Source organism: Micromonospora sp. RTBAU3-60 (assembly GCF_054963695.1).
This window is the reverse complement of the sequence record NZ_JBUEGB010000081.1, coordinates 1-26,513: the sequence shown is the minus strand read 5'-3', so window position 1 is coordinate 26,513 and position 26,513 is coordinate 1. Positions and strand designations below refer to the sequence as shown.

The window sequence follows — 26,513 nt, the reverse complement described above, 5'->3', positions numbered from 1 at the left end:
ATCAGGGCCGGGAGGATGTCAAGTCACAGCCCCTCATACAGCGGGAACTTCGCGGCGAGGTTGGCCACCCGGTCACGCAGCTCCGTGACGGCGTCCTCGGCCGGCCCGCTGATGAGCGCGGTCGCGATGATGTCGGCGACCTCCCGGAACTCCGCGGTGCCGAAGCCGCGGGTGGCCAGCGCCGGGGTGCCGATGCGCAGGCCGGAGGAGACCATGGGCGGCCGCGGATCGAACGGTACGGCGTTGCGGTTCACGGTGATGCCGATCGAGTGCAACCGGTCCTCGGCCTGCTGTCCGTCCAGCTCAGAGTGGCGCAGGTCGACCAGGACGAGATGCACCTGGGTGCCGCCGGTCAGCACGGTGATCCCCGCCGCCTGGACGTCGTCGGCCAGCAGCCGACCGGCCAGCGTACGAGCACCGTCCAGCGTCCGCCGCTGCCGCTCGCGGAACTCCGCCGAGGCGGCCAGCTTGAACGCCACGGCCTTGGCCGCGATGACGTGCTCCAGCGGCCCGCCCTGCTGGCCGGGGAACACCGCCGAGTTGATCTTCTTCGCCAGGTCGCCACGGTTGGTCAGGATGATGCCACCGCGGGGACCCCCGAGAGTCTTGTGCGTGGTGGTGGTGACGACGTCCGCGTACGGCACCGGGTCCGGGTGCAGGCCCGCGGCGACCAACCCGGCGAAGTGCGCCATGTCCACCATCAGCCGGGCGCCGACCAGGTCCGCGATCCGCCGGAACTCCGCGAAGTCCAGGTGCAGCGGGTACGCCGACCAGCCGGCCACGATCAACTTCGGCCGGTGCTCCAGCGCGAGCCGCTCCACCTCGGCCATGTCGACCCGGAAGTCCGACTCGCGCACGTGGTACGCCATGGCCTCGTACAGCTTGCCGCTGTAGTTGAGCCGCATGCCGTGGGTGAGGTGACCGCCGTGCGCCAGGTCCAGGCCCAGGATCGTGTCGCCCGGCTCGAGCAGCGCGGACATCGCCGCGGCGTTCGCCTGGGCACCGGAGTGCGGCTGCACGTTGGCGTACGCGGCACCGAACAGCGCCTTCGCGCGGTCGATCGCGAGCTGCTCCACGACGTCGACGTGCTCGCAGCCGCCGTAGTAGCGCCGTCCGGGGTACCCCTCGGCGTACTTGTTGGTCAGCACCGACCCCTGGGCCTGCAGGACCGCGACGGGTGCGAAGTTCTCACTCGCGATCAGTTCCAGGGTGTGCTGTTGGCGGGCGAGTTCGGCCCGGATGGCGTGGTGGACCTCGGGGTCGAGATCGGCCAGCGGCCGGTCGCAAATACTCATCTCACTCGCCTCCGGTCAGCGACTCGTAGGCGGCGGCGTCGAGCAGGGCGGGGGAGTTCGTGACGCGCATCCGGAACAGCCAGCCCGCCCCGAACGGGTCCAGGTTGAGCAGGCCGGGGTCGTCGACGACCGCCTGGTTTACCTCCACCACGTCGCCGTCGGCGGGGGCGTAGAGTTCGCTGACCGACTTCGTCGACTCGATTTCGCCGCAGGCCTCGCCTGCGGCGACACTGCTGCCGACGGCGGGCAGGTCGACGTAGACGACGTCGCCGAGAGCCTCGGCGGCGAAGGCGGTGATGCCGACGGTGGCGAGGTCTCCTTCGATGTCGAGCCACTCGTGCTCGGCGGTGAACTTCAGCTGGGCGGGAACGTTCATCTCGTGCTCCTGGGAGGTTGGCGCGGTCACCGGTTGCGGCGGTAGAAGGGGAGAGCGACGACCTCGACGTCTTCAGCGGCGCCGCGGAGGTCGACGGCGAGCCTGGTGCCCGGCTCGTCGTGGCCGACGGGGACGTAGGCCATGGCGATCGGGCGGTTGAGCGTGGGCGATGGGGCGCCGCTGGTCACCCGGCCGATTTGCGCACCGGTCGAGGGGTCGAGCACGGGGTATCCGGCCCGCGGGGAGCGGCGGCCGGCGGACACCAACCCGACGAGCGTCCGCCGTGCCCCTGCGACACGGCGCGCGGCGAGGGCGGCCTCCCCGACGAAACCGCCGTCCTTGTCGAAGGCGACGACGCGGTCGAGCCCCGCCTCGAACGGCGTCACGTCCCGGCTCAGCTCCTGGCCGTAGAGCGGCATGCCCGCCTCCAGCCGCAAGGTGTCGCGGCACGCCAGGCCGGCCGGGACAAGGCCGTGCTGCTCGCCGGCCTCGGTGAGGGCGGCCCAGACCGCCGCGGCGTCCTCGGGGCGGCAGTAGACCTCGAAGCCGTCCTCACCGGTGTATCCGGTCCGGGCCAGCAGGACCGCGACGCCGGCGAGGACGGCCTCGTCGATGGCGTAGTACCTCAGGGCCGACACGTCGAGGTCGGTCAGCTGGCTGACGATCTCCGCCGAGGCGGGTCCCTGGACCGCGATCAGCGCCCAGTCGTCGGACGCGTCGCGCACCTCGGCGTCGAACCCCGACACGCGTTCGTTCAGCGCGTCGCGTACGACGAGCACGTTGGCGGCGTTGGCGACGACGAGGAACCGCTCCTCGGCCAGCCGGTAGACCACGAGGTCGTCCAGGATCCCACCGTCCTCGGCGCAGATCATCGAGTACCGGGCCCGGCCGACGCCGATCTGCGACGGACGCCCGACCAGTGCGAAGTCGAGCGCCGCGCCGGCTTCCCGGCCGGTGAGTTCCAACTCGCCCATGTGGCACAGGTCGAACAGTCCGGCGGTCGAGCGCACCGCCTTGTGCTCGGCGATCTCGGAGGAGTAGCGGATCGGCATCGACCAGCCGGCGAAGCCGGTGAAGCTGGCACCGAGCGCCGCGTGCACGTCGTGCAGGGGCGTGCGGCGCCACGAGTGGCCGGAGGGGTTCATTCGGGAGGCTCCCTTGGCTCGGGTGCCGCGAACGGCACCGGTGGGCGACCTCCCCGCTCTGTCATCGGTACCTGAGAGCTTCACCGTCGATCAGACGGTTTGCACCGTGGGTGCAGGACATCCGCGTCCTGGCTTTCCAGAGTTGCCTCACCGGAGCGGTACAGGGCCTGAGAGATTCTGGGGAGAGTTGCTCCTTCGGCGCTCGGTCCGGGTTGTGGCCGAGTCTCTCCCGCTCCGGTTCAAGCGGCGCGATGTTCAGTTGTGTGTGCCATCAGACCAGAACGCCGTCCTCGGCGACAACCCGGCCCCGGTGCACGACGATGCGGCCGGACGGCCGGTCCATCACCGCGCTGGTCACCGTCTCGCCGGGGAGCAGGACGAGGTCGGCGGAGTCGCCCGGCGCGAGCCCACGGGGTTCGTCCGAGCTCGCCGTCCACGCGGCCCCGCCACAGCCCTCGACGATGGCGCGGCCACCGACGGTGGCGAGCGCGACGCAGCGTTCGATGAGGTCGTCCCGACGTAGCTGGCTGACGAACGCGAGCTGCCAGGTACGACCGAGCATGTCACCGTCGCCGAACGGGGACCAGTAGTCCCGCATGCCGTCCTGACCGAGGCCGACCCTTACCCCGTGACGCGCCAGCAGGTCGAGCGGAAGCGTGCGCTGACCGCCCGGTGCGATCGTGGTCAGGGCGATGTCGAGCTCGGCCAGCTGACCGGCGATCGCCTCGACGCGGTCCGGGGCCACGGTGGCGAGCGGGAACGCGTGCGAGACGGTGACCCTGCCGTGCATGGCGAGGGCGCGTACCCGTTCGAAGATGAGGTCGAGCGTGAATGCGCCGAGTTCGCCGAGCTCGTGCAGGTGGAGGTCAACGCCGACCTGATGGCGTTCGGCCAACCCGAAGACGGTGTCGAGGTGCTCGACGGGATCCCGGTCCAGGCTGCACGGGTCGATCCCGCCCACCAGGTCCGCGCCGCTGGACAGCGCGGCGGCGAGCAGGTCGGCGGTACCCCGGTCACGGATGATGCCGGCCTGCGGGAAGGCCACGACCTGGACCGCGGCCCTGGCTCGGTGGGCCGCACGGGCGGCGAGCACCCCCTCGAGACGGTCGAGGCCGGACAGCGTGTCGACCTGGGCGTGGCTGCGTACCGTCGTGGCGCCCGACGCGATGGTCCGGCCGAGCGTGTAGATCGCCCGCTCGCTGACGCTGGCCTCCGCCGAACGCCAGTTCGCCCGGTCGTTCTCGATCAGCCCCTCCAATCCCGGGCCCGCAGTGTGTGGGCGGAACGGCAGACCCAGGCGGGTGGAGTCCAGGTGGGCGTGCGTGTCGGTGAACGAGGGCAGGGCGATGTGGCCGCGTCCGTCGACGACGCTGCCGTCCGCGTCCGGCGTCGCGTTGCCGGCCGGCAGCACCTTGGCGATCCGGCCGTCCTCGACGACGATGTCGCATGGTCCGCCCGCCCAGGGGCGTACGTTCTTGATCAACATGGCGGTCGTCAACGTTCCTCCTCGCGGCTGTGGCGGCAGCGGGGCTGGACCGCCTCCGCCTTGGACGGCCCGGTCACTTGAGTGCGCACTGCTGCTCCTGGCTGGCGATTATCGACAGCGCGATGTCGACGGCTCGCGCCTCGTCTCCGGACTTGATCGCGTCGAAGAGCGCTTCGTGGTCGTCACCGCCGTCGCCGACGGCGTGCTGCAGGGACTCGATCGTGTTCAGGGACTCGCGGATGGACATCGAGAGTCCCTCGTAGAGCCCGAGGAGCAGGGCGTTGTGGGCGGCCTGCGCCACGGCCAGGTGGAACGCCACGTCAGCGTCGACGAACGTGGCCTGGTCTCCCGTCGACGCGGCCTCGCGGCGGCGCCGCAGCGTCGTCTCCATCGCGGTGAGGTCGTCGTCGGTGCGTCGTGTCGCGGCCAGGTGAACCGCGGTCGCGTCCAGCCCGCGCCGCACTTCGAGCACGTCGCGGGTCTTGCTGTCCTTGAGCTTGCGGCTGAACGCTACGGCCGACTCGTCCACGGCGACGACGTAGGTGCCGTCGCCCTGGCGTACCGACAGCAGACCGGCGTGGACGAGCGCTCGGATGGCCTCGCGCAGCGGGGCGCGGCTGATCCCCAGGATCTCGGTCAGCTCCGCTTCGGAGGGCAGTCGGTCACCAGGGACCCAGTGCCCTTCACGGATCTGTGCGCGGATCTCCTCGATCGCCGCCTCCACCGCGGAGACGCGGCTGACCCTGGGCACCTGTCTTTCCTTCCGCCTGGTGTTGACCGGCGTGTCTGCGGACCCGCTCCGTGGAAAATTCACCGCTACCCCTACCCGAAACATCAGACGTCTGATAACCATATCCCATGACGACCCACCCGCGCATCGTCCCTCGTCGAACCGGCGGTGCTGCGATCCCCGTCCGGGGCTCGGACGCGAGCACCCGGCCGAGTCTCGCTGCGATGTGCGGACCGACGCAGGGTATCGATGGTGGCGACTGGTCGGCGTCCCTGACGCCGCGCTGAGCCAACTCGAACTGAACCTGCTTCTTGCCCCCGACGCCTCGTGCACCTAAGACATCAGATCTTCATAGGAATTTTGCTCGGACCCGACTCAGTGACGAGCACAGGATCCGAGCTGATCAGGCCACCAGTCCGATGGAGGAGAAGTGCACCAGAACCCGCAACCGACGGCCGTCGAGGCCTTCCCGGTGCCGTTGGAGCACGAGTCGGACACCACCGCACTCGTACAACTCGTCACGGACGGCCGGCTGCGTCCTGACGAGATCTGCGCGATCACCGGTAAGACGGAAGGGAACACACCCGGTGAGAACAGTCGAGCCGCGGCGATTGCCGCAGTCCGCCGGTTCCTCGAGGAGAACAGCACTCTAGGTGCCGACCGAATCGCCCGCATTCCCATGGTTTTCTCCAGCGGAGGTGTCGGCATCCTCGCACCGCACATGGTGGTCTATGCCAGACGTGCCTGGGACGGACCCGTCGGACCTGAGCCGAGACTAGCCATCGGCACTGCACAGTCGGCACCCATCCGGCCCGAATGGGTCGGTCACCCCGCGATGGTCGAACACGTCGCCGACGCTGTCCGAGCCGCTGCTCGTGACGCCGGTATCGACCCGTCGGACGCCGAGTACGTGCTCACGAAGAGCCGTGGGCTCCAGCCGGAGGACATCGAAGAAGCGCAGCAACGTGGGCACGAAATCTCGCCCTTCGAGCCGCGCCTGGCTACTCCGAAAACCAGCGGCGCCGCGGCTTTGGGAGTCGCCGTCGCGGTCGACAACCTCGCGTTGCCTGCCGACGGCGACATCGGCACGAACCTGGACCTTTGGACCGATCGGGTCTCCTCGTCGTCGGGACGTGAACACCGAGAAACGCAAGTCGTCCTCCTGGGGAACACAACGGCGGCCGGCGGTCGATTGCGGGTGGGTCGATCGGTGATGACCGACATGCTGGACATCGACTCGCTCCATCGAGCCTTGCGCGCGGCGGGCCTGCCGGTTGACGGCACACCGTTGGCACCCGACCAGCGGCAACGAATCGTGGCAGTCTACGTGAAGATCGGTACGCCCATCGACGCGCGGCTGCGCGGACGACGGCAGGTTCACAACGCCGAAAATCCGCAGTACATGAACGAACTCAAGGCAGCCGTGGGCGGAATGTTCGCCGCGGCTCTGCAGGACACGGTCCTGTACATCTCATCCGGCGCCGTCCATCAGGGACCTCCCGGTGGGGGAACCGTGGGCGTCGTCGTCGACCACGGGAACTGACCGACCGTCCACCCCGTCGACGCCAACGACCGAGGCGGCACCTGCGCATCACCGCCAGGTATATGTCACCGCGCTAGCGGCACCCGGCCCATGACCGAACCATTCCATTTTCGGCACCGCACGACGGTAGGCCATATTCCAACTCGAAAAACCGGAGAACCGACATGGACAACTTCGCAAGTGGAATCACCAGGCGCAACTTTGTTCGTGGCGCGGCTGGGCTTGCATCCCTCGCCGCTTTCAACGGCCTTGCCGGCTGTAGCGGAGGCGCCCGACCCCTGGATGGACAGCAGCCGGTCCCCACCGGTCCGGGACCTGGGGGTTACCGCATCGACCTCGGTGGCTACCAGGGACCCGAGCTGACCGACAAGCCGGTCGTGCTCCGCTTTCTCCGGCAGAGTTACAGCGACGAGGTGAACGCCCTGTTCACCTCGCACTACGCGAGGTTCACCAAGGCGTACCCGAACATCAAGATCGAAGAGGAACTCATTCCCTACGGCAACCTGCCGCAGAAGATTCAAATCTACACGCAGTCCGGTGGTGCACCCGACATCATGATGTCGCGCCTCGACTTCACCGAGTACATGTCGCGGTCGGGCCAGGCGCTGAACCTCACGGACTACCTCACGAAAGAGTTCCTCTCCGACCTGTTCACTCCCATGCGGGAGGCTGGATCGAGCGGCGGAAAGCTCTTCTTGATGCCATGGGAAGGCTACCTCCCCATGGTCCTCTTCAACCGCGAGATCTTCAAACGCGCTGGAGTTCCGACGCCGCCCGAGGTCGACAGTCTCGACAAGGGATGGACCGTCGAGGAAATGTTTGAAACGATGAACGCCCTCACCCACAACCTCCGCAAGAAGGGTGACACCGCGACGTGGGCCCTGGAGTCGTCGATCTTGGGCAACGGCGGACCTGGCTCGAATTACACCCAGTACGAGAGCATCTGGGTCCGAAACATGGGCGACCGTAGTGCCGAAAAGGGATCATCGCTGTACAAGACCTGGCAAGGTGTGAGCGATGACGGTCTCACTGTAAGTGGCTACCTCGACACGGACGAGGCTGTCCAAGGCATGCGCAACTATCAGCGGCTCTTCAGCGAAGGCCTGACGCCCAAATCTGCTATTCCTTCGCAGTTCCAAGGCGCGCAGGCAGCCATGTCGATGAACTCCATCAGGCAGATTCTCAACCGCGACAAGCCAGGTGGCGCAAGCCCGTTCGACGTCGGGGTGACCTTGGACCCCCGAGGGAACACGCTGTTCGGGTGCAACAGCGGCGACGCCCCGTTCGTCTGGGCGAAGAGCAAGCATCCGAACGAGGCTGCCGCACTGTTGGCTTACCTGTGTACCGACGCGTGCCAGGCCCCGTACTTCCGGTCGCGAGGAGCCTTCATCACGCGACGCTCTCTGGTCGAGAAGCTCGAGGAGTATCGGAAGCCCGACGAACAACTCGCCCTCAAGGTCGCGGAGAACTGCACCGGCGCCCCGCGGACGGTCGGCTGGAACGAATACTACGCGGCGATCAACCCAGCGGTGAAGGACATCGCGCTCGGTGCCGATCCGGAGAAGACCCTGAGCGAAACCGCGAAGCACATCGACGACCAGCTGAAGAAGTATCAGCGGTGATCACGACGGCCACCAAGGGTCGGGTGGCGGCGCCCCGGCGCGCGACCTGGCGTAGTGGGAAGGCGCACCGGGGAAGCGCCGCTCTCCTCATGATCCTCCCTGCCATCGTGGGGATCGCACTATTTCAGTACTACCCGGTGATCGTCGCAGCCGTGCACAGTCTGCAGGCGTTCGATCCATTTACCCACGAGGCGGTCGGGTTCGCCGGCTTGGACAACTACAGCCGGATGTTCAGCAGTGAAGACTTCCAGTCCGCGCTGAAGAACACTGTTCTGTACGTCATGAGCTCAATGCTGATCGAGATACCGGTGAGCCTGGCGTTGGCCGTCTTCATCGATCAGCATCTGCCGGGAACGCGATTTGTGCGAATATCGGTCATCGCGACGCTGGCCGCGTCGGAGACGGTCGCAGCGATCGTGTGGGCTCAGCTGTACAACCCGGATCAGGGCCTGTTCAACGGACTGCTCAGTGTGTTCGGTGTGCCTCCGCAGGACTTCCTCAACAGCGGAAGCCAAGCTCTCGTGTCAGTGGTGCTGATGTCAAGCTGGAAGAACATCGGCATTCCAACGCTGATCTTCTTGACCGGTCTGCAAGCGATCCCCAAGGACTACTACGAAGCCGCGTCGATCGATGGCGCGAGTGCATTCCGCCAGTTCCGGAGTGTCACCCTCCCGCTGCTTCGCGGAAGCGGGACCGTGGTCTTGTTCATGGCGACGCTGCAGTCGACACGAATCTTCGTGCCGATCGTCCTCATGACTCAGGGCGGGCCCGACGGTGCAACACGGAATCTCGTGTTCTATTCGTACGAGCAGGCGTTCCAGTTCAACTCACGCGGCGTAGGGTCGGCTGCGGCGATATTCATGCTCCTCTTCCTGGGGGCCATCATCGCAGTTCAGTTCAAGCTTCTAGGACGTCGATATGACGCATAACGCTGCCCCAATCGACAGCATCGAACGTGGCTCGAGCAGTGGGCGCCGGAAAATTGGGAGGCCGGCCGGGGCAGATCCGGCGCTGCCATTGACGGACGGTGACTTGCCGCGGGCGAGCAGATCGCGTCGGATCCGGCCCGGCCGCATCCTGGTCGCCTGCGGAATGGTGATCGTCGGGCTGACCTTCGCCTTTCCGATCCTGTGGATGACGTTGACGGCCTTCAAGTCGACGGAGGCGTTCCTTTCCGAGACCTACCCCTTGTCCTGGAAGTCGTTTCTTCCCTCCCAACCCACAGTCGACAACTTCCGCAGCATCTTCGGCGCGTTTGGATTCGAGTGGAATCTGATCAACACCGCCATCGTGTCCGCCGGTCAGATCCTGGGTTCAATGGTTGTGTGCAGCCTTGCCGGCTATGCGTTCGTGCTGAAGGAATTTCGCTTCCGGCGCGCGCTCTTCGCCTTCTGCATGATCCCCGCGTTCCTGCCGGCGGAGGCGCTGATCGTCCCGCTGTACGACGTCGTCAAGAGCCTGGGTCTCGTGTCGACCTATTTGGGGCTGTTCCTGCCGTTCATCTGCAACCCCTTCGGGATTCTGCTGATGCGCCAGGCCTTCCGAGAGGTTCCCCGTTCGATCTTCGAAGCTGCCGAGATGGACGGAGCATCCGAGGCACGTATGTTCCTGAGTATCGGACTGCCCGGCGTGAAGCCCGCGCTCGCCACCTTGGCGCTGCTGCAATTCATCTGGTCCTGGAGTTCGTTCTTCTGGCCGCTTGTCGCGATGCAGGACCCGGCCAAGCAGGTGGCGCAGGTCGGCATGGCGAACTTCGCCACCGCAGCGAACACCCCTTTGTACGGTGAGGTGTTCGCCGCAGCAACAGTGCTGACCATACCCGTTGTGGCGCTGTCCATCGTTCTGCAGCGCTACTACGTAAAAGGAATGGTGAGTTCAAGCGGTAGATAGCACTGCCATTCTTGGGCGCATCCGCAGATGCCGCAGCCGGTCTATTGCCGCCGGCAGAACTGCATGACCTCGATGACCCAGTGCCCATGCCGCCGGGCAGCCCAGTTCGGCCGGGCTGACCTGGTCGGCGGTGAGGTTGGTGACGGCGTAGACGGCGCCCATCGGGCCGGTGGTCAGGCTCATGCGGACGCCGCCACCATCCGCGATCGCCGGCTTGGGGGCCGCCGCCCGACCAGCCATGCGGCTCTGCGCACTGACAGAGCCATCAGCAACAAGGAGAACGACATGACCACGGCCCCCACTGACACCCGACCGCGCCGTCAGCGAGGTCCGGCTCGATGACCCAGCACACCCCCGCCGGCACCGACGGCGTGCCGCACCCGATCCGGGTACTGGTCCTCAACTGCAACGTGACCGAGTCGATGACAGCGGCCATCGCGGAGTCGGCCAGATCCGCCGCCAGCCCGGGCACGGTCGTCACCGCCATCTCGCCCGAGTGGGGGGTGGCTTCCGCCGAGGGATACCTGGACAGCTTCATCGCGGCCACCGCCATGCTCGAACGGCTCGCCACCTGGCCCGATGAAACGGACGCGGTGATCCTCGCCGGCTTCGGCGAGCACGGCCGGGAGGCCGCCCGCGAACTCCTGGAAGTGCCGGTCGTGGACATCACCGACGCCGCGGCTCATGTGGCGTTGATGCTGGCGCCCAGGTACGGCGTCGTGACAACCCTGAGCCGGTCGATCGTGCAGATCAAGGACAGCCTGCGGGCGGCGGGCGTGGCGGAACACTGCGTCGGCGTGCTGGGGACGGGACTTCCCGTCCTCGAGGTACACGCTGATGAGGACCGGACGCGCCGGGCCGTCGTGGAGCGCGGCCGGCAGTTGATCGAGGCCGGTGCCGAAGCGCTGTTGCTCGGCTGCGCGGGCTTCGCCGGTCGCGCGACCTCCATCGAGGAGGAACTGGGCATCCCCGTGGTCGACCCGGTGGCCGCGGCGATGCTGTTCGCGGAAGGTCTGGTCCGACTCGGGCTCCGAACCAGCAAGATCTCGACGTACGCCATGCCGCGCCCCAAGGCCCGCCCCGGTTGGGGTCCCCCAGTAGCGCTGGCGGCCGGCGCGCTCGACGTGAAGCTCGCCTGACTGCCCACCGTCGCTACGGCGCCGAGTCCCCGCAATGCAATGACCAGAGGCCGACGATGGCCGGGAAAGAGGATCAGATGACAACGGCGGTGCACGCCCGGTACGTGCTCGGCTACTCCGCGGGTGATCACGTCCTGATCGAGGACGCCTCGGTCGTGTACGACGGCGCCCAGATCCGGTACGTCGGTCCGCGCTGGGAAGGCGAGGCGGACAGCACGATCGAGATGGGGGAGGCCCTGGTGATACCAGGACTCATCGACCTCGACGCGGTCTCCGACATCGACCACGCGCTCCTCGACTCCTGGGCGTCACCGGACACCGGCCGGGGACTTCAGTGGTCCGAGGACTATTTCCGGCACCGCCGGCGCGACGTGTTCGACCAAGAGGAACGGAACTTCATCCGCCGCTACGCGCTCGCCCAGCTCCTGCTGCACGGGGTCACGACCTGCATGCCGATCGCGTCAGAGGTCCACAGCTCCTGGGCGGAGACCTGCGAGGACGCCATCGGTATCGCGGAGGCGGCACGGGCTCTCGGCATCCGTACCTACGTCGGGCCCAGCTACCGCTCCGGCGTCAACGTCGTACGCGACGACGGCGGACGCGACGTCCTCTGGGACGACCAGCAGGGGCTTGCCGGCCTGCGGCACGCCGAGCGCTTCCTGGAGTACGCCGCGTCGTCGGTGGACGGCCTGGTCACCGGGGTGCTGCTGCCGTGCCGGGTCGAGACCATGACCCTGGAACTGCTCGAGGCCACCGCCAAGCTCGCTCGCGAACACGACGTGCCGGTGCGGCTGCACTCGATGCAGGGCCTTGTCGAACTCGAACTGCTCCGCCGCTGGTACGACGCGACGCCGATGGAGATCCTCGAACGCACCGGTCTCCTCGACTGCCGCCTGCTCGTCCCGCACGCGACCTACGGCGCGGGCAACGGAACGCGATCCTCGCCTTCGGACAGCGAACTCGACGCGCTCGCCCGCGCCGAGGCGTCGATCGTGCACTGCCCCTCGACCTCGTTGCGTTACGGCACCGTGCTGGACACCTTCGACCGGTTCCGCCGGGCCGGAGTCAACGTCACCCTCGGCAGCGACAGCTTTCCGCCGGACCTGTTCCGCGCCATGGACGTGGGGTCCAACCTCAACAAGGTGCTCGACGGCCGCCTCGACGCCGGCGACGTGGCGGCGTATTTCCGGGCCGCGACTCTCAACGGGGCGAAGGCACTGGGGCGCGAGGATCTCGGCCGCCTCGCTCCCGGTGCGCAGGCGGACCTGGTCGTGCTTCGGCTGACCGACTTCCGCCTCGGCGTCCTCGACGACCCGTTGCGTACCTTCCTGATGTCCGGCTCTCCGCGCGACATCGCCATGACCGTGGTGGCCGGACGCACGGTGGTCCGGGACGGCGAACTTCCGGGATTCGACCTCGCCCAGATGAGGGGCCGAGCCCAGCGACTCTTCGCCCGCATGCGAGCGGCCTACTCGGAGCGCGACTTCTCCCGCCGCAGCACCGGCGAGCTGTTCCCACCCGTCTTCCGGCGGCACCCCGCACCCGGAGCACACGCCGACCTGAGCCACCGCCCGGAATCCACGCGCGAACGGGCTGCCGAGGCAGGCCATGCCGAGCGCTAGTCCGACGAAGGCCGCCGTCACCGGTACCCAGACCAAGGCAGAGAAGGTGGAGTTATGTCGATCGAAGTGACCGGAAGTGTTGTCGAGGGCGGTAGCAGGATCCTCGTTCCGGCTGCGCTGCAGTTCGTGGCGGAGCTGCACCGCCGGTTCGGCGCACGCCGCGTCGAGCTGCTCGACGCTCGGCGTATTCGCCGGGCGGAGGTGGCCCGCACCGGCAAGCTGGACTTCCTTGCCGACACCGCCCACATCCGGGCCGCGGAGTGGCAGGTCGCCCCGGCCCCCGAGGACCTGCGCGACCGGCGCGTCGAGATCACCGGTCCGACCGACCGGAAGATGACCATCAACGCCCTCAACGCTGGGGCTCGGGTGTGGCTCGCGGACCTGGAGGACGCAAGCACGCCGCACTGGAGCAACGTCATCGGCGGGCAGGTGAACCTCTACGACGCGGTCCGCAGGAACATCAGCTTCACCTCAACCGACGGGAAGGTCTACCGGCTCCGGGAGGACCAGCGGCTGGCGACCATCGTGATGCGACCGCGCGGTTGGCACCTCGATGAGAAGCACGTGCTCGTCGACGGCGAGCCGGTCGCGGGTGCCTTCGTCGACTTCGGCCTGTACTTCTTCCACAACGCCAAGGAGCTGCTCGAACGCGGCAGCGGGCCGTACTTCTACCTGCCGAAGATGGAGAGCCACCGCGAGGCGAGGCTGTGGAACGAGGTGTTCACCTTCGCGCAGGACCGGCTTGGCGTCCCGTACGGCAGCATTCGCGCCACGGTGCTGATCGAGACCATCCCGGCAGCGTTCGAGATGGAGGAGATCCTCTACGAGCTGCGGGACCATGCGTCGGGGCTCAACGCCGGCCGCTGGGACTACCTGTTCAGCGTGATCAAGTACTTCCGCGACTCGGGCCCCCGGTTCGTGCTTCCCGACCGGGCCGCGGTTGCGATGACCGCGCCGTTCATGAAGGCGTACGCCGAGCTGCTGGTGAAGACCTGCCACAAGCGGGGCGCCTTCGCGATGGGCGGCATGTCCGCCTTCATCCCGAGCCGTCGGGACGAGCAGGTCAACGTGCGCGCGTTCGAGCAGGTCAAGGCCGACAAGAACCGGGAAGCCGGCCAGGGGTTCGACGGTTCCTGGGTCGCCCACCCGGACCTGGTCCCGCTCTGCGTCGAGGCGTTCGACCACGTGCTCGGTGGCGAACCCAACCAGGTCGGCAGGCAGCGCGACGACGTGCAGGTGAGCGCCGAGGACCTCCTTGACGTCGCCTCGACACCCGGCTCGATCACCCGTCGCGGTCTGCACGCGAACGTCGAGGTCGCGATCCTCTACCTCGAGTCCTGGCTGCGGGGCAGCGGCGCCGTCGGCATCCACAACCTCATGGAGGACGCCGCGACCGCGGAGATCTCGCGTTCGCAGGTCTGGCAGTGGGTGCACAACGCCTCGAAGCTCGACGACGGCGCGGTGGTCACCGCGCAGCTCGTGCGTGAGGTGGTCGACACCGAGATGGCGAACCTCCGTGCTCAGGTCGGCGACGGCTTCGACGAGCGCCCGTTCCAACTGGCCCGCGACATCTTCGAGGACGTCGCGTTGAGCGAGGAGTACGTAGACTTCCTGACGCTGCCGGCCTACGACGCGGTTGTCGCCCGGTGACTCTCCTCGACCGACTGAACCGCGAGCTCGACGCCCGGCTCGCCAAGGCCGACGCCGAGCTCGCAGCGCACTACCCCGGCGAGCGCGGGGTGCGGCAACCGGTGCACACGCTGTACGTGCCCGCCGACAAGTTCGGTGCCGGCACGGTCGAGTCGTTCGGCCGGGAGGCGCTGGCGGTGCTCGACGAGTGCGCCGACGCGCTCTCGGCGGACGATGAGGTGCGCGAACGTGTGCGCGCCAAGCTCGCCGCGGAGCCGATCGAGGACCTGCGCATCGACTTCGAGGACGGCTACGGCATCCGGTCCGACGAAGAGGAGGATCAAGCCGTACGCGATGCGGCCAGGGCGTTACGCTCCGGTGCACGGCCGCCCTTCTACGGGATCCGGGTCAAGGCGTTCGAGGCGGCGACCCGGGCGCGTGGCCTGCGTACGCTCGACCTGTTTCTCGCCGAGATCGGGGATGTCGGCGGCGGGTTCGTGGTGACGGTCCCGAAGGTCACCTCGGTCGACCAGGTGGAAGCGATGGTGTTCGCCTGCGCCCGGCTGGAGCACGAATACGGAGCCGGGCGTCTCCGCTTCGAGCTCCAGGTCGAGACCCCGCAGGCCATCGTCGGTGCCGATGGCAGCGTCCTGCTGGCTCGGATGGTGCACGCGTCGCAAGGCCGATGCACCGGGCTCCACTACGGCACGTACGACTACTCGGCCGCCTGCGGCATCGCCGCGGCGTACCAGAGCATGGAGCACCCGGTGGCCGACCACGCGAAGGCGGTGATGCAGGCGGTCGCCGCCGGGACGGGCGTCGTCGTCTCCGACGGCTCGACCAACATGCTGCCGGTCGGTGACCACGCGGAGCAGGCGTGGCGGGCGCACGCCCGACTGGTGCGGCGGTCGCTCGAACGCGGCTTCTACCAGGGTTGGGACCTGCATCCCGCGCAGTTGCCGAGCCGGTATCTCGCCACGTACGCCTTCTTCCGTCAGGGGTTGACCACGGCTGCCGAGCGGGCGCGGGCCTACGTGTACGGCGAGCAGACGGCCTACCTCGACGAGCCGGCGACCGCCGCGGCCCTGGCTGGCTTCCTCCTACGCGGAGTGGAGTGCGGGGCGACGGATGAGGCCGAACTCGGCATCGACCGCAGCGTTCTGCACCGGCTCGCCCGACGCGAAGGAGGACTGCCGTGGCGCTGATGCTGGACACGGTGTTCAAGGCCGCGCGCGTCGTCACGCCCGACGGTGAGCGCACCGTCGACGTCGGGGTGAAGGACGGCGTGATCGCCGCGGTCGAGTCGGATCTCGAGGCGCCCCGCGTGGTGCGGCTCGGCACCGACGAGGTGCTGCTGCCCGGTCTCGTGGACACGCACGTGCACGTCAACGAACCGGGGCGGACGGAGTGGGAGGGATTTGCCAGCGCGACCCGGGCGGCAGCCGCCGGTGGAGTGACGACCATCGTCGACATGCCGCTGAACAGCATCCCTCCGACCATCGACGTGGTGGCCCTCGAGCTCAAACGCAAGGCCGCGGCGGGACAGTGCTTCGTCGACGTCGGCTTCTGGGGCGGGGCCGTGCCCGGAAACCTCCCAGACCTCCGCCGGCTGCATGACGAGGGGGTGTACGGGTTCAAGTGTTTCCTGGTCGACTCCGGCGTCGCGGAATTCCCGCACCTTCGGCTCGTCGAGGTCGAGCAGGTCATGCGCGAGCTCGCCCCGTACGACGGCCTGCTCGTCGTGCATGCCGAGGCCGCCGACCGGATCGCGCCGGCCCCGGCGAGCCGGAAGTACGCCGACTTCCTCGCGTCCCGCCCCCGGTCCGCGGAGGACCACGCCATCGCCGAGGTGCTGGCCCTGTCGCAGGCGACTGGCTGCCGGGTGCACATCCTGCATCTGTCCAGCTCCGACGCGGTGCCACTGCTGCGGCAGGCCCGCGCGGACGGCGTTCGTGTCACGGTCGAGACCTGCCCGCACTACCTGTCGTTCGACGCCGAACACATCGCGGACGGCGCCACGCAGTTCAAATGCTGCCCGCCCATCCGCGAGGGCGCGAACCGGGACGCACTATGGCAGGCACTGCGGGACGGAGTGATCGACCTCGTCGTCTCGGACCATTCCCCGTCGACGGCTGAGCTCAAGTCGATGGGCTCCGGCGACTTCGACGCCGCCTGGGGCGGCATTTCCTCACTCCAACTCGGTCTCTCCATCGTGTGGACCGAGGCCAGGGCACGAGGGCTCGACCTCACGGACGTCGTCCGGTGGATGGCACACACCCCGGCGCGCATGGCCGGGATGCGACACAAAGGCGGCATCGAAGTCGGCAACGACGCTGACTTCTGCGTCGTCGCCCCGGAGCAGCCCTTCACCGTCGAGGTGGCGCGGCTTCACCACAAGAACGCGGTCACCCCGTACGACGGGCGTGAACTGGTCGGCGTGGTCCGCAGCACCTGGTTGCGTGGCGAACGCATCGACCTTGGCGCTGAGCCACAGGGCCGGTTTCTGACGAGAGGAACAGCATGACGAAGCGACCTTCGTTCACGATTTACCCGGACCTTGCCTCGCGGGTCCTCGCGGGGAGCGTGGTGTACGCCAACGACGAGCTCTTCGCCGAGCGCGAGAACCTCATCAAGCCGGAGCCCGCCGTCTTCTCCGCAGAGGCGTTCGGCCACAAGGGCAAGGTGTACGACGGGTGGGAGACCCGGCGGCGCCGTGAGCCTGGCCACGACTTCGCGATCATTCGGCTCGGCGTGCCCGGCATCCTGTACGGAGTCGTGATCGACACGTCGTGGTTCACGGGCAACTACCCCCCGTACGCCTCCGTCGAGGGCGCGAGTATCGGCGGCTACCCGTCACCAGAGGAGCTCGAGAAGGCGGACTGGACGACACTCGTCGCAAAGTCAGAGCTCCGTGGTGACGTGGACAACTTCTTCGAGATCGCCGACGAACGTCGCTACACCCATGTGCGGCTCTCGATCTACCCGGACGGCGGCGTCGCCCGGTTCCGGGTCCACGGCATGCCCCGACCCGACCCACGACTGTTGGCCGGCACGATCGACCTCGCGGCGTTGGAGAACGGTGGCCAGGTGATCGACTGCTCGAACGCGTTCTACTCATCGCCGAACAACCTGCTGCTGCCCGGCCGCGCTCGGATCATGGGCGACGGCTGGGAGAACGCACGCCGCCGCGACGCCGGCAACGAACACGTCACCGTCCGCCTTGCCGCAAGGGGGAGGGTGCGCAGGGTGGAGATCGACACGTCGTACTTCGTCGGCAACGCTCCCGGCTGGGCCAGCCTCACCGGCGACGACGACGTTGTCCTCGTGCCCCGGACCCGGTTGCAGCCGGACACACGCCACTTCTTCGTCATCGAGGAGACGACGGCTGTCAGCCAGGTCCGACTCGACGTCATTCCGGACGGTGGGGTAGCCAGACTAAGAGTGCATGGCGAGATCGATCCGGAGGTTCTCGAGCTTCTGCTCCGGAACTGATATCCCGGTAGGGGCAGGAAGGACAGCCGCGGATCGAGCGCGTCGTGGTAGCAGCGCCGGGTCACGGACTGCGGCTGATCAGAGTCGGGCTGTCAGAGGGAGATCACCTGACAATTGGTGTTGCCGAACCAGATCACGTCCTCCCGCTTGACCCCGTAGAGGTGGTTGCCGATGAAGGGCTCGACGGCCCACGCCCCCCGCATCACGGTCGTGTTCCACTCGTCGATATAACCGTCGTCGTACGAGGTGCCGGCGCCGAGTGAGTGGCCGATGTTAGACAGGCGATCCAACAGGACATAGGGCGTCCGGGCGAGCTCCTGTCGGAACACCTCGAAGAGGTCGCAGGCACGCATGCCCGGGGTGGCGGCGGCCAACACCGCCGAGTGGATCTTCTCCACCGCCTGGAGTGCTGCTCGCTGGGCGGGATTCGCGCCGTGCTGCAACGTGCGCGTGCAGTCCCCCCACCCACCGCTCGGCGTGATCGGATGGACGTCGATGATACCGAGGTCGAGATTCCACAGGACCCGGTCGCCCGGGGTGTCGGTGGGAAAGCAGCTGAGCGTCCCGGCGCCGAAGCCCACGGTGGTGGGGCTCCAGACACCGGTGGCGCCCAGGTCGCGGAGGATCTCTCCCGCGCGGGCGTGGACGACCGCCTCCGACTCGCCCGGCCGCACGGACGCGATGACGGCCTCGGCCGCCCGGATGGCCAGCAGTTGGGCTCCGACCAGCTCGTCAGGGGGGTCGTCGGGGAGACCCCGTCCCCGCGCGCCGCTGGCCGGCGTTGCTGGGTTGACGCGGTCAGGCATCGTTCGCCACCCGGGTCAGCGAACGCCGGGGTTGCACGTCCCGGATGGCACGGACGAACTCGCGGACGTGGCTGCGGTCGACGTGGCCGGTGTCGGTGTACGTGTCCTTGAGGTAGCTCCCGACGATGACCGCGTCCGCGTGGGCAAGTTGGGTTTTGCAGTTCGCCGGCGTGACACCGGCCCCGACGACGAGGGGGAAGTCGCCGTCGAGGAGACGCCGGAACTCCTCGATCTTCCCCGGCGGGGTCTCCATCCCGGTGCCGTCGCCGGTCACGACAACTGCGTCACATCGCCCCCTGGCCAGGGTGAGGTCCTCCCCGAGGGATCGGCCGGACAGGTACGGCTGGTACTTGAACCGGACGCCTCCGAGCAGGTGGCTTGCCGTCTTCGCCCGCTCGTCGTTGAGGCGCGACGCGAAGGCCGGGTCATCGCCCGGGGCCAGGTGCCCGGCCACCGAGTCCATCTGGATGAAGAGCGCGCGGAACTCACGCGCCATCTCGAACGCCGTCCAGTCCTGGCGCAGGATGTTGATCCCGAAGCGGATCTCAGGTGCGGAGTCGGTGAGGTAGCCGCACACGCTCGCCACGTCGTCGACGTCGCCGAAGTAGTTCTCGACGATTACTGCGTCTACGCCCTCGGACCACAAGACGTCGATCTCTTGCTTGGCGAGCTCCAGCTTCTGTGCTGGTGTGTCGCCGGTCAGGTGGAGCATGGCGAGGACGGGGATCTGGCTGTCGAACTCGTCGAGGAAGGTGCGCTGTGACATACGGGCATCTCCTTGCAAGGCGTGTACCGCCTGGTCGTTGGGGTGGTCAGGGGATCAGGGGCAGCACGTCGGCGATTCGGGTGGCCCGGTCGGTCAAATTGAGGTTGCGGGCGAGCTGGGCCACTTCGAGGCGCTGAAGCTGCGAACGAATCAGCACGTCGTCGTCGGCGAACACGTCAGCGGCGGATCCATCGGCGATGACGGTGCCGTCGGCCATGGCCACGACGCGGGGGAAAGCGTCGGCGACGAAGCGCATGTCGTGCGTGATGGTCACGACCGCGATGCCGTCGTCCTGCAGCCGGTCCAGCATCGTCGCCAGCTGCCGCGTCCCTGGCCGGTCGAGTCCCGCCGTCGGTTCGTCGAGGATCACGTAGTCGCAGGTTCCTACCAAGATGGCGGCGATGGCCACGAACTTCTTGACCGGGAAGGGCAGATCGTTGGGATTGCTGCCGACGTAGCGACCGATCCCGGTCAGCTCGACCGCTCGCGCCACCCGCTCGGCGGTGCGGGCGGCGTCCCAGCGTAGGTACCGCGGCATCAACTTGAGCTCGGCCTCGACATCGCCGGCGAAGACCTGGTCGTCGGGATTCTGGAAGACGTAGCCGACCTGCCTGGCGACCTGAGCCGTCGTCCTGGTCGCCGTCGACAGTCCGTCTACGGTGACGGTGCCCCGAGTCGGCCTGAGCAGGCCGTTCATGAGTTTGACGGTGGTGGTCTTGCCGGCGCCGTTCTGGCCGACGATGGCCAGCCGTTCTCCCCGCTCGACGGTGAGGTCGACACCCTGCACCGCCGGGGTGCCGTCCGGGTACGCGTAGTGGACGTCATGCAATGCGATCGGCATGGACCCGGCTACCTCTCATCCTTGCGGCGATCGCCGCCTCCGCTTCCCGACGTGTCACCGGAATGCTTCCCAGACCCTTACCGGCCGCCTCCAGGGCGAAGGCGAGGTCGGTCACCTCGGGGCGTGGTACGTCCGCGGCGTCCATCGCGGGGGAGGCGAGCACCTGTGCTGCGAGGCCTTCGGCGATGACCTGTCCGGAACGCATCACGACGAGCCGGTCGGCGAACTGAGCCATCAGGTCCATCTTGTGCTCGACGAGCACGATGGACTTCCCGCGGGCCTTCAGATCGGCGATGATCTCGAAGACTGCTTGCGATGACTGCGGATCCAGCTGGGACGTCGGCTCGTCGATGACGAGCACCTCGGAGTCCATGGCGATGATCGACGCGAAGGCCACCTTCTGGCGCTGCCCGCCCGACAGCTCGTTGGGGTTCTTCCGCAGGAGTGCGGTGATACCCATCTGCTCACTGACAGATGTGACGCGGGCGAGCATCTCGCTGCGGCTGATGCCCAGGTTCTCGAGGCCGAAGGCGATCTCCTCGAAAACGGTGTCCTTGATGCCGCTGATCTGGGTGAAGGGGTTGTCGAAGACGCACCCAATGGTCCTGGAGAGCTCTGCGGCATCCCACTCGCCCAGGTCTTTGCCGAGAATCTCCACCTTTCCCTCGAGTGCGCCCTGGTGGAAGTGCGGAATGAGGCCGCGCAACAGGCTGCACAAGGTGCTCTTCCCGCTGCCGTTGATCCCGACGACCCCGTAGAGCTGGCCACGCTGAAGCTGCAGGGTGACGCCGTCGAGGGCCGGCACCTCGGCATACGCGTATGTGAAGGTAACGTCACGCAGGGTCGCTAGGTCCACAGGAGTAGTGCTCCAATCGTTGCGAGACATCCGGCGGCCGCGAGCGCCGTCGCGGCTCGCTCCCAAGCGGGAGCCGGCCTCAACTGGAGGACGTGGGTATGGGGGATGCCCGAGTTGAAGGCGCGTGCGTCGAGCGCGATGGCGCGTTCCTCCGTCTGGTTGAGGGCCGTGATGAACACCGGTGCCAGGATGGGAACGAATGCCCTGGCGCGCACCCAGAGGTTTCCCTCGGTTTCGATGCCCCGGGACTTCTGCGCGTCCATCACGGTGCGAGCGCTTCGGCCCAGATCGGTGATGGCCTGGAAGGACGCGAGCAGGATGTAGGTCGCCTGCGGCGGCATTCCCTTCAACTCCAGGGCCAGCATCAACGTCTTCATCGGGACGAGGGCGAAGTACAGCGTCAGCGCCCCGCACAGCACCATGACCGCCAGGGCGAAGTTCAGGCCCTCACGGGCTCCCTCCCAGGTCGGGGCCAGCGGTCCCAGCTCGAAGAGCACGTGGTTGCCGTGGACGAACGCGGCGCGGAGCACGAAGAGCACCAGGCCCACACCCACCAGGAGCTTTGCGTAAAGCTTGGCGAAGGAACCGCCCACGCCGGCGGCCACGGCGACACCGAGAAATGCCGCGCACCCGGACACGAGGCCGACGGGACGGGGTGTCACCAGGGCCAGCAGACTGATGGACGCCAGCACCACGGCCACGTTCAAGGGGTGCATGTCCCGAATCCAGTTGCCGTGCGACACCACGCCGTCAAAGGTCCCGCCCGAGGTGGCGCTGGTGCCTGTCGGTGACAGCGCGTTCACAACGGACCGCCGGGAGTCGGCCGCGAGGCGGTAAGGATCGGCGCTGGTGTGACTCCCTTGGCTCGCAGGTACACCTCGCCGAGCGGCAGCTTGGCGAAGATGCGCCGAGGGATGCCCCTCAGGACCACGTAGACCGCCAGCACCGTGGGCACCTTGTCGAGGAAGTCCATCGGCACCTGGGCCACGAAGTTTGCCGTCGTGACGTCCAGTCCGGCGGCCATGAGCGCGCCGACCACGAGGGCTCCGCCGCCTACGGCCAGGCCGCCGAAGACCCACAGGGTGATGAGTGCCCCGAGAAAGCCTCCGATGAGCGCGAAGGGGATCGCGCTCGCCACAGTCTTCCACAGCACGGTGAAGACGCCCCGTCGCCCGAGCCACCCGGCCAGCAGGCCGAACATGACATTGAGAACGCCGAAGGCGAGGGTCGGCGGAGACGTGATGGAGTTGATTCCGTTGGAGACGAGGCCGACAAGCGCTCCGGGGATGCCGCCGCACAGCGCTCCCACCAGGATCGTGCCGATGCTGTCGAGGTAGACGGGCAGCTTCAACAGGAGCGCAAGCTGTCCGCCCACGAAGTTGATCGCGATTCCGATGGGAATCATGAAGATGGTCAGCCGCCCGTAGCGGGAGATCAATGACTGCGTCGACACGAGGACTCCTCTGTCAGGTGGGGGAGGGTTGGTGGACTGATGAAAGGCGGCCGCTGCGAGCCATGAAGTCGAGGACTGTCGCCTCGTCGAGCATTCCTCCGCGAGCCCCGACCTTTCCGACGGACAGGGCTGCCGCGGCATTGGCGAACTCCGCTGCGTACCGGAGGTCATCCGAAACCAGGTAGGAGTAGAGGAAGGAACTCGTGAAGGTGTCCCCCGCGCCGGTCACGTCGACGACATCAACCCGGTGGCCGGCGACGCTGAACTGGTCGCCGTCGGTGAAGACCCGGCATCCGTCACTGTCGTTGGTGACGATGACCGCGAGGGCGCCGCGGTCGAGCAGCGCTTGAATGCTTTGACCACAGCCGGAGAACCGCTGGTAGCCGATCGCGTTCATGAAGATGATGTCGCAGTGGTCGATCAGGGGCGACGGATGGTTCTCGAGGTTGTAGACGTCGAGGTCCATGACGATCTTCGTTCCGCCTGCGCGGACACCGGCGAGGACCTCGCCGGCCCCCCGCTCTCCCATCCGGAACGGGGTCGCATCGGTCACCGTCGTGACCAGGTACGCAGCTCCGGCCATGTGTTCGAACGCCGCTGGCGTGATCTCGGTGTGCGTGATGCCCAGGGTGGGGATCAGGACGATGTGCTGGTCGTCCGCCAGCAGGATGACGCACCGCGAGTCGGGCACTTCCTCGTCAAGGATGACGAATCGGGTGTCGAGCCCCACCTTCTCCAGCTGAGAGAGCAACCGCTGGGTCAGCTCGCCCGGGTTGAGCTGGGACATGAAGGAAGTGGGCACGCCGTAGTTGGCGAAGATCGCCGCCGAGTTGGCGACCATCCCGCCGAACTGTGGTTCAAGGGGACGGACAATGATCTTGTCACCGGCGACCGGGAAGTGTGGTGCCCGGAAATACTCGTCCATGGCGACGTCACCGAAGAACACCGCATAGCGCCCGTCCTCCTGCCGCGCGCGGCGGGCCTGCCAGCCACGAATGGGCATACTCATCGCCGGCCCACCTTTACCGGGCCGGTCGAGTCCCGCACCACAAGCCCGACGGGCAGCTTGAGCTGCTCGCCATCAAGCTCCGCCACGCCTTCCAGAGCGTCGATCAGGGCGTCCGTGGAGACCTGTCCAAGGGCGGGGACGTCCTGCCGCACGGTCGTCAGCGACGGGAAGCAGTACTGTGCCGCCATGACGTCGTCGAAGCCGACGACCGAAATGTCTTCCGGCACCCGCACACCGGCCCGCCTCAGCTCATACAACGCGCCGATCGCCATCAAGTCGTTGATCGCGAACACCGCGGTGACGTCACCGGCCCGGAACGACGCGACGTGGGGCGCCACGGCGAGCGCGCCGCTGGATTCCGTGAACCGTCCCCATGCCGTAGCGGCCACGGTGCCGCCACCGTCCTCCCACCGCCGCTGAAACGCCGCGATACGGCGTGAGCTCGAGAACGGCTCTCCCTCGGCGCCGAGGATGAGGACATTGCGGTGCCCCAGCCCGAGGAGGTGCTCGGCTGCCAGCCGGCCACCCGCCTCGTTGTCCGAGATCACGGACTTGAGCCTGGTTCCCTCGATCTCTTCGTCGACGAAGACCAGAGGCATCGCGCCGAGCAGATCCGACAGCTCCTGGTCCGTTGGAGGCGCGCCTGCCGCGTACACGATCCCGTCGACGGCGCGCGAGTGGACCATCTGGAGGTAGTGCAGCTCGTTGGCCGAGTCGAATCCGGTGGTGCACAGGATGACGTTGTACCCACGTCGCACCGCCGCGGCCTCGACACCTCGAGCCAGCTCGGCGAAGTAGCCGATCGAAATGTCCGGGACCACTAGGGCGATCACGCGCGTCACACCCAGGGCAAGGCTCTGCGCCGAGCGACTCGGCACATAACCGAGCTCAGCCATGGCCGCGGCGACGCGTTCCTTGACGGCGGGACTGACTCGCCGCTTGCCGCTCAGTGCGTGCGACACCGTCGTGGGGCTAACCCCTGCGCGCGCCGCCACCTCCGCGATCGAAGCCAACTCAAGGTCCTTTCGGTTGCCAAAGCGCTTTGGCAAAGCGCTTTGGCGGAAGGCTAGTCCCTGAGCTGGTGGAGGGCAATAGTCCCCGGCCCGATCAAAAATGGGTGGCCCGCCGCACTACGCGGGGAATCGGAAGATCCACTTGGCGCGCGCCCTCATGGCCGGCCGGTCGAACGCCGCCGAGGACGGGCGGTGAGCGCTGCTGATCTGCGCGGACCGCCGCGAGATTGCGGGGGAGTGGAGCAGTCATGCCCAGGGGCTTTTCGTAGGGCCCGCGCCGGCGTGGCGCGGGCCCTACGACGGTCTCCCTCAGCGCTGGCAGGGGTGGGGTGCGAAGAATCGCCGAGTTAGGGGGCTGGGGTTGCTATCGGTTGCACTCGAGTTGGCTGAGGTCGACGGCGTTGGCCATCGCCTGGTAGCCGGCGTCGCTGGGGTGCAGGTGGTCGCCGACGTCGTAGGCCGGCAGGAACCGCCTGGGGTTCGCGGGGTCGCGAGTGACCTGGTCAAAGTCGATGACCCGGTCGAACTCGCCGCTGGTCCGGATCCACGTGTTGACCTGCTCGCGGATGACTTCCTTGGCGGGGCTGTAGTAGCCGGCGCCCTCGAATGGGGTCAGCGTGGCGCCGAGGATGCAGGTGTGGTGGGCGTGGGCGCGGGCAATCAGGATCCGGTAGGCCGAGATCAGCTGGTCGGCCGACGTCGCGACCCCGCCGCCGATGTCGTTGATGCCCTCCATGAGGATGACGGTGCGTACGTCGGGCTGAGAAAGCACGTCTCGGTCGAATCTGGCCTGGACGTTCACCCCGGCGCCGTCGGTGAGAACCCTGTTGCCGGAGATGCCTTCGTTCATGACGCCGAACTGGTGCGCCGGGGGCTGTTCCGCGATGCGACCGGCGAGGTAGTCCGGCCACCGGTGGTTGGCGTCGCGGGTGGACCCGTAGCCGTCGGTGATGGAGTCGCCGAGCGTGGCCACCGTGTCGACCTGCTGCGGCGTGTCGATGACCAGCGCATCGACCCAGTACCAGCGCGTCGCTTGCTGGGTAAATGCCGCGCCATCGGTGTCCGCGGTGTGATCACCAGCCCCGGAGACGTAGTTGGTTTGCATGGCCAGGTTGTGCCCTGTCAGGCTGCCGCTGGTGCCCGTGACGTGGATGCTGACCGCGAGATTGGTGTCGCCGGGCACGCCGCCTGGAAGCGGGTCGCTGAGGACCTCCGCGCCGTTCGGAACGGTCACCGTCTTGCTGCCGGCGAAGGTGACTTGCCGGTTGGTGCCCGGTACGACCCCGGCATCCTCGCTTTGAACGCCGACGTAGACGGAGTCGAAGGTCACGATGCGGTCACCGAACACATTCGACAGTGAAACGCGCAGGTTGCTGCCACCGATGCTGGTATGGATGATGTTGCGGACTGTCTGGTCGGTGAACGACCCGCCGACCCGGTCCGCGCTGGCGCCCCAGGTGACGACCTGATCGGTGGTGACCGAAGTCGCCCGTGTAGTGGCTTCGGAGTTCGGCTCGGCGGCGACTGGCCCGACGAGGGCGGTGACCGTTGCCAGGCCGGTGGCGATGGCGAGCCCGGTGGTGACGAAGGGCATGCGTGGCTGCTTCATCGGATTTGCGGCGTGGAAACCCGGTCGTTCAGGGCCGGGAGGACACGCCGCTTCCTCCCTTCCGCTGATTGTCTTATCTGGACGGTAAATTGTGAGGCGTGGGTGGGGTGGTGAAGCGGGCGTACAAGTACCGCTTCTACCCGTCTCCTGAACAGGCCGCACAGTTGAACCGGACGTTCGGGTGTGTGCGT

26 protein-coding genes and 1 riboswitch are annotated in these 26,513 nt (G+C 67.5%); of the genes, 11 read left to right on the top strand and 15 right to left on the bottom strand.

The window, feature by feature from the left end; genetic code table 11:
- Nucleotides 1–23: 23 nt before the first annotated feature.
- From glyA to ACY34I_RS35765, 5 genes are all read right to left on the bottom strand, one after another.
- Complete coding sequence (glyA, locus tag ACY34I_RS35785; protein WP_462759580.1) at nucleotides 24–1,295, bottom strand: serine hydroxymethyltransferase; 1,272 nt, start codon at nucleotides 1,293–1,295, stop codon at nucleotides 24–26.
- Nucleotide 1,296: 1 nt separating this feature from the next.
- Nucleotides 1,297–1,671, bottom strand: a complete 375-nt coding sequence (gene gcvH, locus ACY34I_RS35780; protein WP_462759579.1) for a glycine cleavage system protein GcvH — start codon at nucleotides 1,669–1,671, stop codon at nucleotides 1,297–1,299.
- A 26-nt stretch (nucleotides 1,672–1,697) separates the two neighbouring features.
- Nucleotides 1,698–2,816: a glycine cleavage system aminomethyltransferase GcvT gene (gene gcvT, locus ACY34I_RS35775; RefSeq protein ID WP_462759578.1), complete on the bottom strand. Its 1,119-nt coding sequence runs from the start codon at nucleotides 2,814–2,816 to the stop codon at nucleotides 1,698–1,700.
- A 146-nt stretch (nucleotides 2,817–2,962) separates the two neighbouring features.
- A riboswitch (glycine riboswitch) is annotated at nucleotides 2,963–3,058 on the bottom strand.
- A 29-nt stretch (nucleotides 3,059–3,087) separates the two neighbouring features.
- On the bottom strand, nucleotides 3,088–4,314 hold the full coding sequence (locus ACY34I_RS35770) for an amidohydrolase (protein ID WP_462759577.1): 1,227 nt from the start codon (nucleotides 4,312–4,314) through the stop codon (nucleotides 3,088–3,090).
- Between the two features lie 61 nt (nucleotides 4,315–4,375).
- Nucleotides 4,376–5,053 (bottom strand): FadR/GntR family transcriptional regulator, encoded by a 678-nt coding sequence (locus ACY34I_RS35765; protein ID WP_462759576.1) that lies wholly within the window; start codon nucleotides 5,051–5,053, stop codon nucleotides 4,376–4,378.
- 409 nt (nucleotides 5,054–5,462) lie between these two features.
- Here ACY34I_RS35765 and ACY34I_RS35760 point away from each other — a divergent pair, with 409 nt between their 5' ends.
- The 4 genes from ACY34I_RS35760 (at nucleotide 5,463) to ACY34I_RS35745 (ending at nucleotide 10,087) form a co-directional block, all read left to right on the top strand.
- Entirely contained in the window at nucleotides 5,463–6,575 is a 1,113-nt protein-coding gene (locus ACY34I_RS35760; RefSeq protein WP_462759575.1) for a ring-opening amidohydrolase, read from the top strand.
- A 164-nt stretch (nucleotides 6,576–6,739) separates the two neighbouring features.
- Nucleotides 6,740–8,197 (top strand): extracellular solute-binding protein, encoded by a 1,458-nt coding sequence (locus ACY34I_RS35755; protein ID WP_462759574.1) that lies wholly within the window; start codon nucleotides 6,740–6,742, stop codon nucleotides 8,195–8,197.
- Entirely contained in the window at nucleotides 8,194–9,126 is a 933-nt protein-coding gene (locus ACY34I_RS35750; RefSeq protein ID WP_462759573.1) for a carbohydrate ABC transporter permease, read from the top strand. Before ACY34I_RS35755 ends, ACY34I_RS35750 begins: the two co-directional genes overlap by 4 nt.
- Nucleotides 9,116–10,087, top strand: coding sequence for a carbohydrate ABC transporter permease (locus tag ACY34I_RS35745; RefSeq protein WP_462759572.1), 972 nt, complete (start codon nucleotides 9,116–9,118; stop codon nucleotides 10,085–10,087). The genes ACY34I_RS35750 and ACY34I_RS35745 overlap by 11 nt, the downstream gene beginning before the upstream one ends.
- Here ACY34I_RS35745 and ACY34I_RS35740 read toward each other — a convergent pair.
- On the bottom strand, nucleotides 10,073–10,270 hold the full coding sequence (locus tag ACY34I_RS35740) for a hypothetical protein (RefSeq protein ID WP_462759571.1): 198 nt from the start codon (nucleotides 10,268–10,270) through the stop codon (nucleotides 10,073–10,075). The two genes, ACY34I_RS35745 and ACY34I_RS35740, sit on opposite strands and share 15 nt — an antisense overlap.
- Nucleotides 10,271–10,425: 155 nt before the next feature.
- Between ACY34I_RS35740 and ACY34I_RS35735 the strand changes: the two genes are divergently transcribed.
- From ACY34I_RS35735 to alc, 6 genes are all read left to right on the top strand, one after another.
- Nucleotides 10,426–11,226, top strand: coding sequence for an aspartate/glutamate racemase family protein (locus ACY34I_RS35735; RefSeq protein WP_462759570.1), 801 nt, complete (start codon nucleotides 10,426–10,428; stop codon nucleotides 11,224–11,226).
- A gap of 77 nt (nucleotides 11,227–11,303) precedes the next feature.
- Nucleotides 11,304–12,848: a chlorohydrolase family protein gene (locus tag ACY34I_RS35730; protein ID WP_462759569.1), complete on the top strand. Its 1,545-nt coding sequence runs from the start codon at nucleotides 11,304–11,306 to the stop codon at nucleotides 12,846–12,848.
- A gap of 54 nt (nucleotides 12,849–12,902) precedes the next feature.
- Nucleotides 12,903–14,498, top strand: a complete 1,596-nt coding sequence (gene aceB, locus ACY34I_RS35725; RefSeq protein WP_462759568.1) for a malate synthase A — start codon at nucleotides 12,903–12,905, stop codon at nucleotides 14,496–14,498.
- On the top strand, nucleotides 14,495–15,682 hold the full coding sequence (locus ACY34I_RS35720; RefSeq protein WP_462759567.1) for a DUF6986 family protein: 1,188 nt from the start codon (nucleotides 14,495–14,497) through the stop codon (nucleotides 15,680–15,682). The genes aceB and ACY34I_RS35720 overlap by 4 nt, the downstream gene beginning before the upstream one ends.
- A complete protein-coding gene (gene allB / locus ACY34I_RS35715; protein WP_462759581.1) occupies nucleotides 15,682–17,001 on the top strand; it encodes an allantoinase AllB in 1,320 nt (439 codons plus the stop codon). The genes ACY34I_RS35720 and allB overlap by 1 nt, the downstream gene beginning before the upstream one ends.
- A complete protein-coding gene (gene alc, locus ACY34I_RS35710; RefSeq protein WP_462759566.1) occupies nucleotides 16,998–17,969 on the top strand; it encodes an allantoicase in 972 nt (323 codons plus the stop codon). The genes allB and alc overlap by 4 nt, the downstream gene beginning before the upstream one ends.
- A gap of 92 nt (nucleotides 17,970–18,061) precedes the next feature.
- On the opposite strand, the gene ACY34I_RS35705 is transcribed toward alc, so the two are convergent.
- From ACY34I_RS35705 to ACY34I_RS35665, 9 genes are all read right to left on the bottom strand, one after another.
- Nucleotides 18,062–18,775: a M24 family metallopeptidase gene (locus tag ACY34I_RS35705; protein WP_462759565.1), complete on the bottom strand. Its 714-nt coding sequence runs from the start codon at nucleotides 18,773–18,775 to the stop codon at nucleotides 18,062–18,064.
- Nucleotides 18,768–19,541: a BtpA/SgcQ family protein gene (locus ACY34I_RS35700; RefSeq protein ID WP_462759564.1), complete on the bottom strand. Its 774-nt coding sequence runs from the start codon at nucleotides 19,539–19,541 to the stop codon at nucleotides 18,768–18,770. The genes ACY34I_RS35705 and ACY34I_RS35700 overlap by 8 nt, the downstream gene beginning before the upstream one ends.
- Before the next feature lie 46 nt (nucleotides 19,542–19,587).
- Nucleotides 19,588–20,328, bottom strand: coding sequence for an energy-coupling factor ABC transporter ATP-binding protein (locus tag ACY34I_RS35695; RefSeq protein ID WP_462759563.1), 741 nt, complete (start codon nucleotides 20,326–20,328; stop codon nucleotides 19,588–19,590).
- Nucleotides 20,329–20,362: 34 nt separating this feature from the next.
- The gene (locus tag ACY34I_RS35690; protein ID WP_462759562.1) at nucleotides 20,363–21,187 is read right to left on the bottom strand and encodes an energy-coupling factor ABC transporter ATP-binding protein; all 825 of its coding nucleotides are present in this window, start codon (nucleotides 21,185–21,187) and stop codon (nucleotides 20,363–20,365) included.
- 41 nt (nucleotides 21,188–21,228) lie between these two features.
- Entirely contained in the window at nucleotides 21,229–22,041 is an 813-nt protein-coding gene (locus ACY34I_RS35685) for an energy-coupling factor transporter transmembrane component T (RefSeq protein WP_462759561.1), read from the bottom strand.
- Nucleotides 22,038–22,691, bottom strand: coding sequence for a hypothetical protein (locus ACY34I_RS35680; protein ID WP_462759560.1), 654 nt, complete (start codon nucleotides 22,689–22,691; stop codon nucleotides 22,038–22,040). Before ACY34I_RS35680 ends, ACY34I_RS35685 begins: the two co-directional genes overlap by 4 nt.
- A gap of 13 nt (nucleotides 22,692–22,704) precedes the next feature.
- A complete protein-coding gene (locus tag ACY34I_RS35675; RefSeq protein WP_462759559.1) occupies nucleotides 22,705–23,700 on the bottom strand; it encodes a carbohydrate kinase family protein in 996 nt (331 codons plus the stop codon).
- Nucleotides 23,697–24,713 (bottom strand): LacI family DNA-binding transcriptional regulator, encoded by a 1,017-nt coding sequence (locus tag ACY34I_RS35670; protein WP_462759558.1) that lies wholly within the window; start codon nucleotides 24,711–24,713, stop codon nucleotides 23,697–23,699. Before ACY34I_RS35670 ends, ACY34I_RS35675 begins: the two co-directional genes overlap by 4 nt.
- A gap of 364 nt (nucleotides 24,714–25,077) precedes the next feature.
- On the bottom strand, nucleotides 25,078–26,307 hold the full coding sequence (locus ACY34I_RS35665; RefSeq protein WP_462759557.1) for an SGNH/GDSL hydrolase family protein: 1,230 nt from the start codon (nucleotides 26,305–26,307) through the stop codon (nucleotides 25,078–25,080).
- A gap of 113 nt (nucleotides 26,308–26,420) precedes the next feature.
- Between ACY34I_RS35665 and ACY34I_RS35660 the strand changes: the two genes are divergently transcribed.
- Nucleotides 26,421–26,513: helix-turn-helix domain-containing protein (locus tag ACY34I_RS35660; RefSeq protein ID WP_462758890.1), on the top strand; the 93-nt coding region annotated here is incomplete at its 3' end.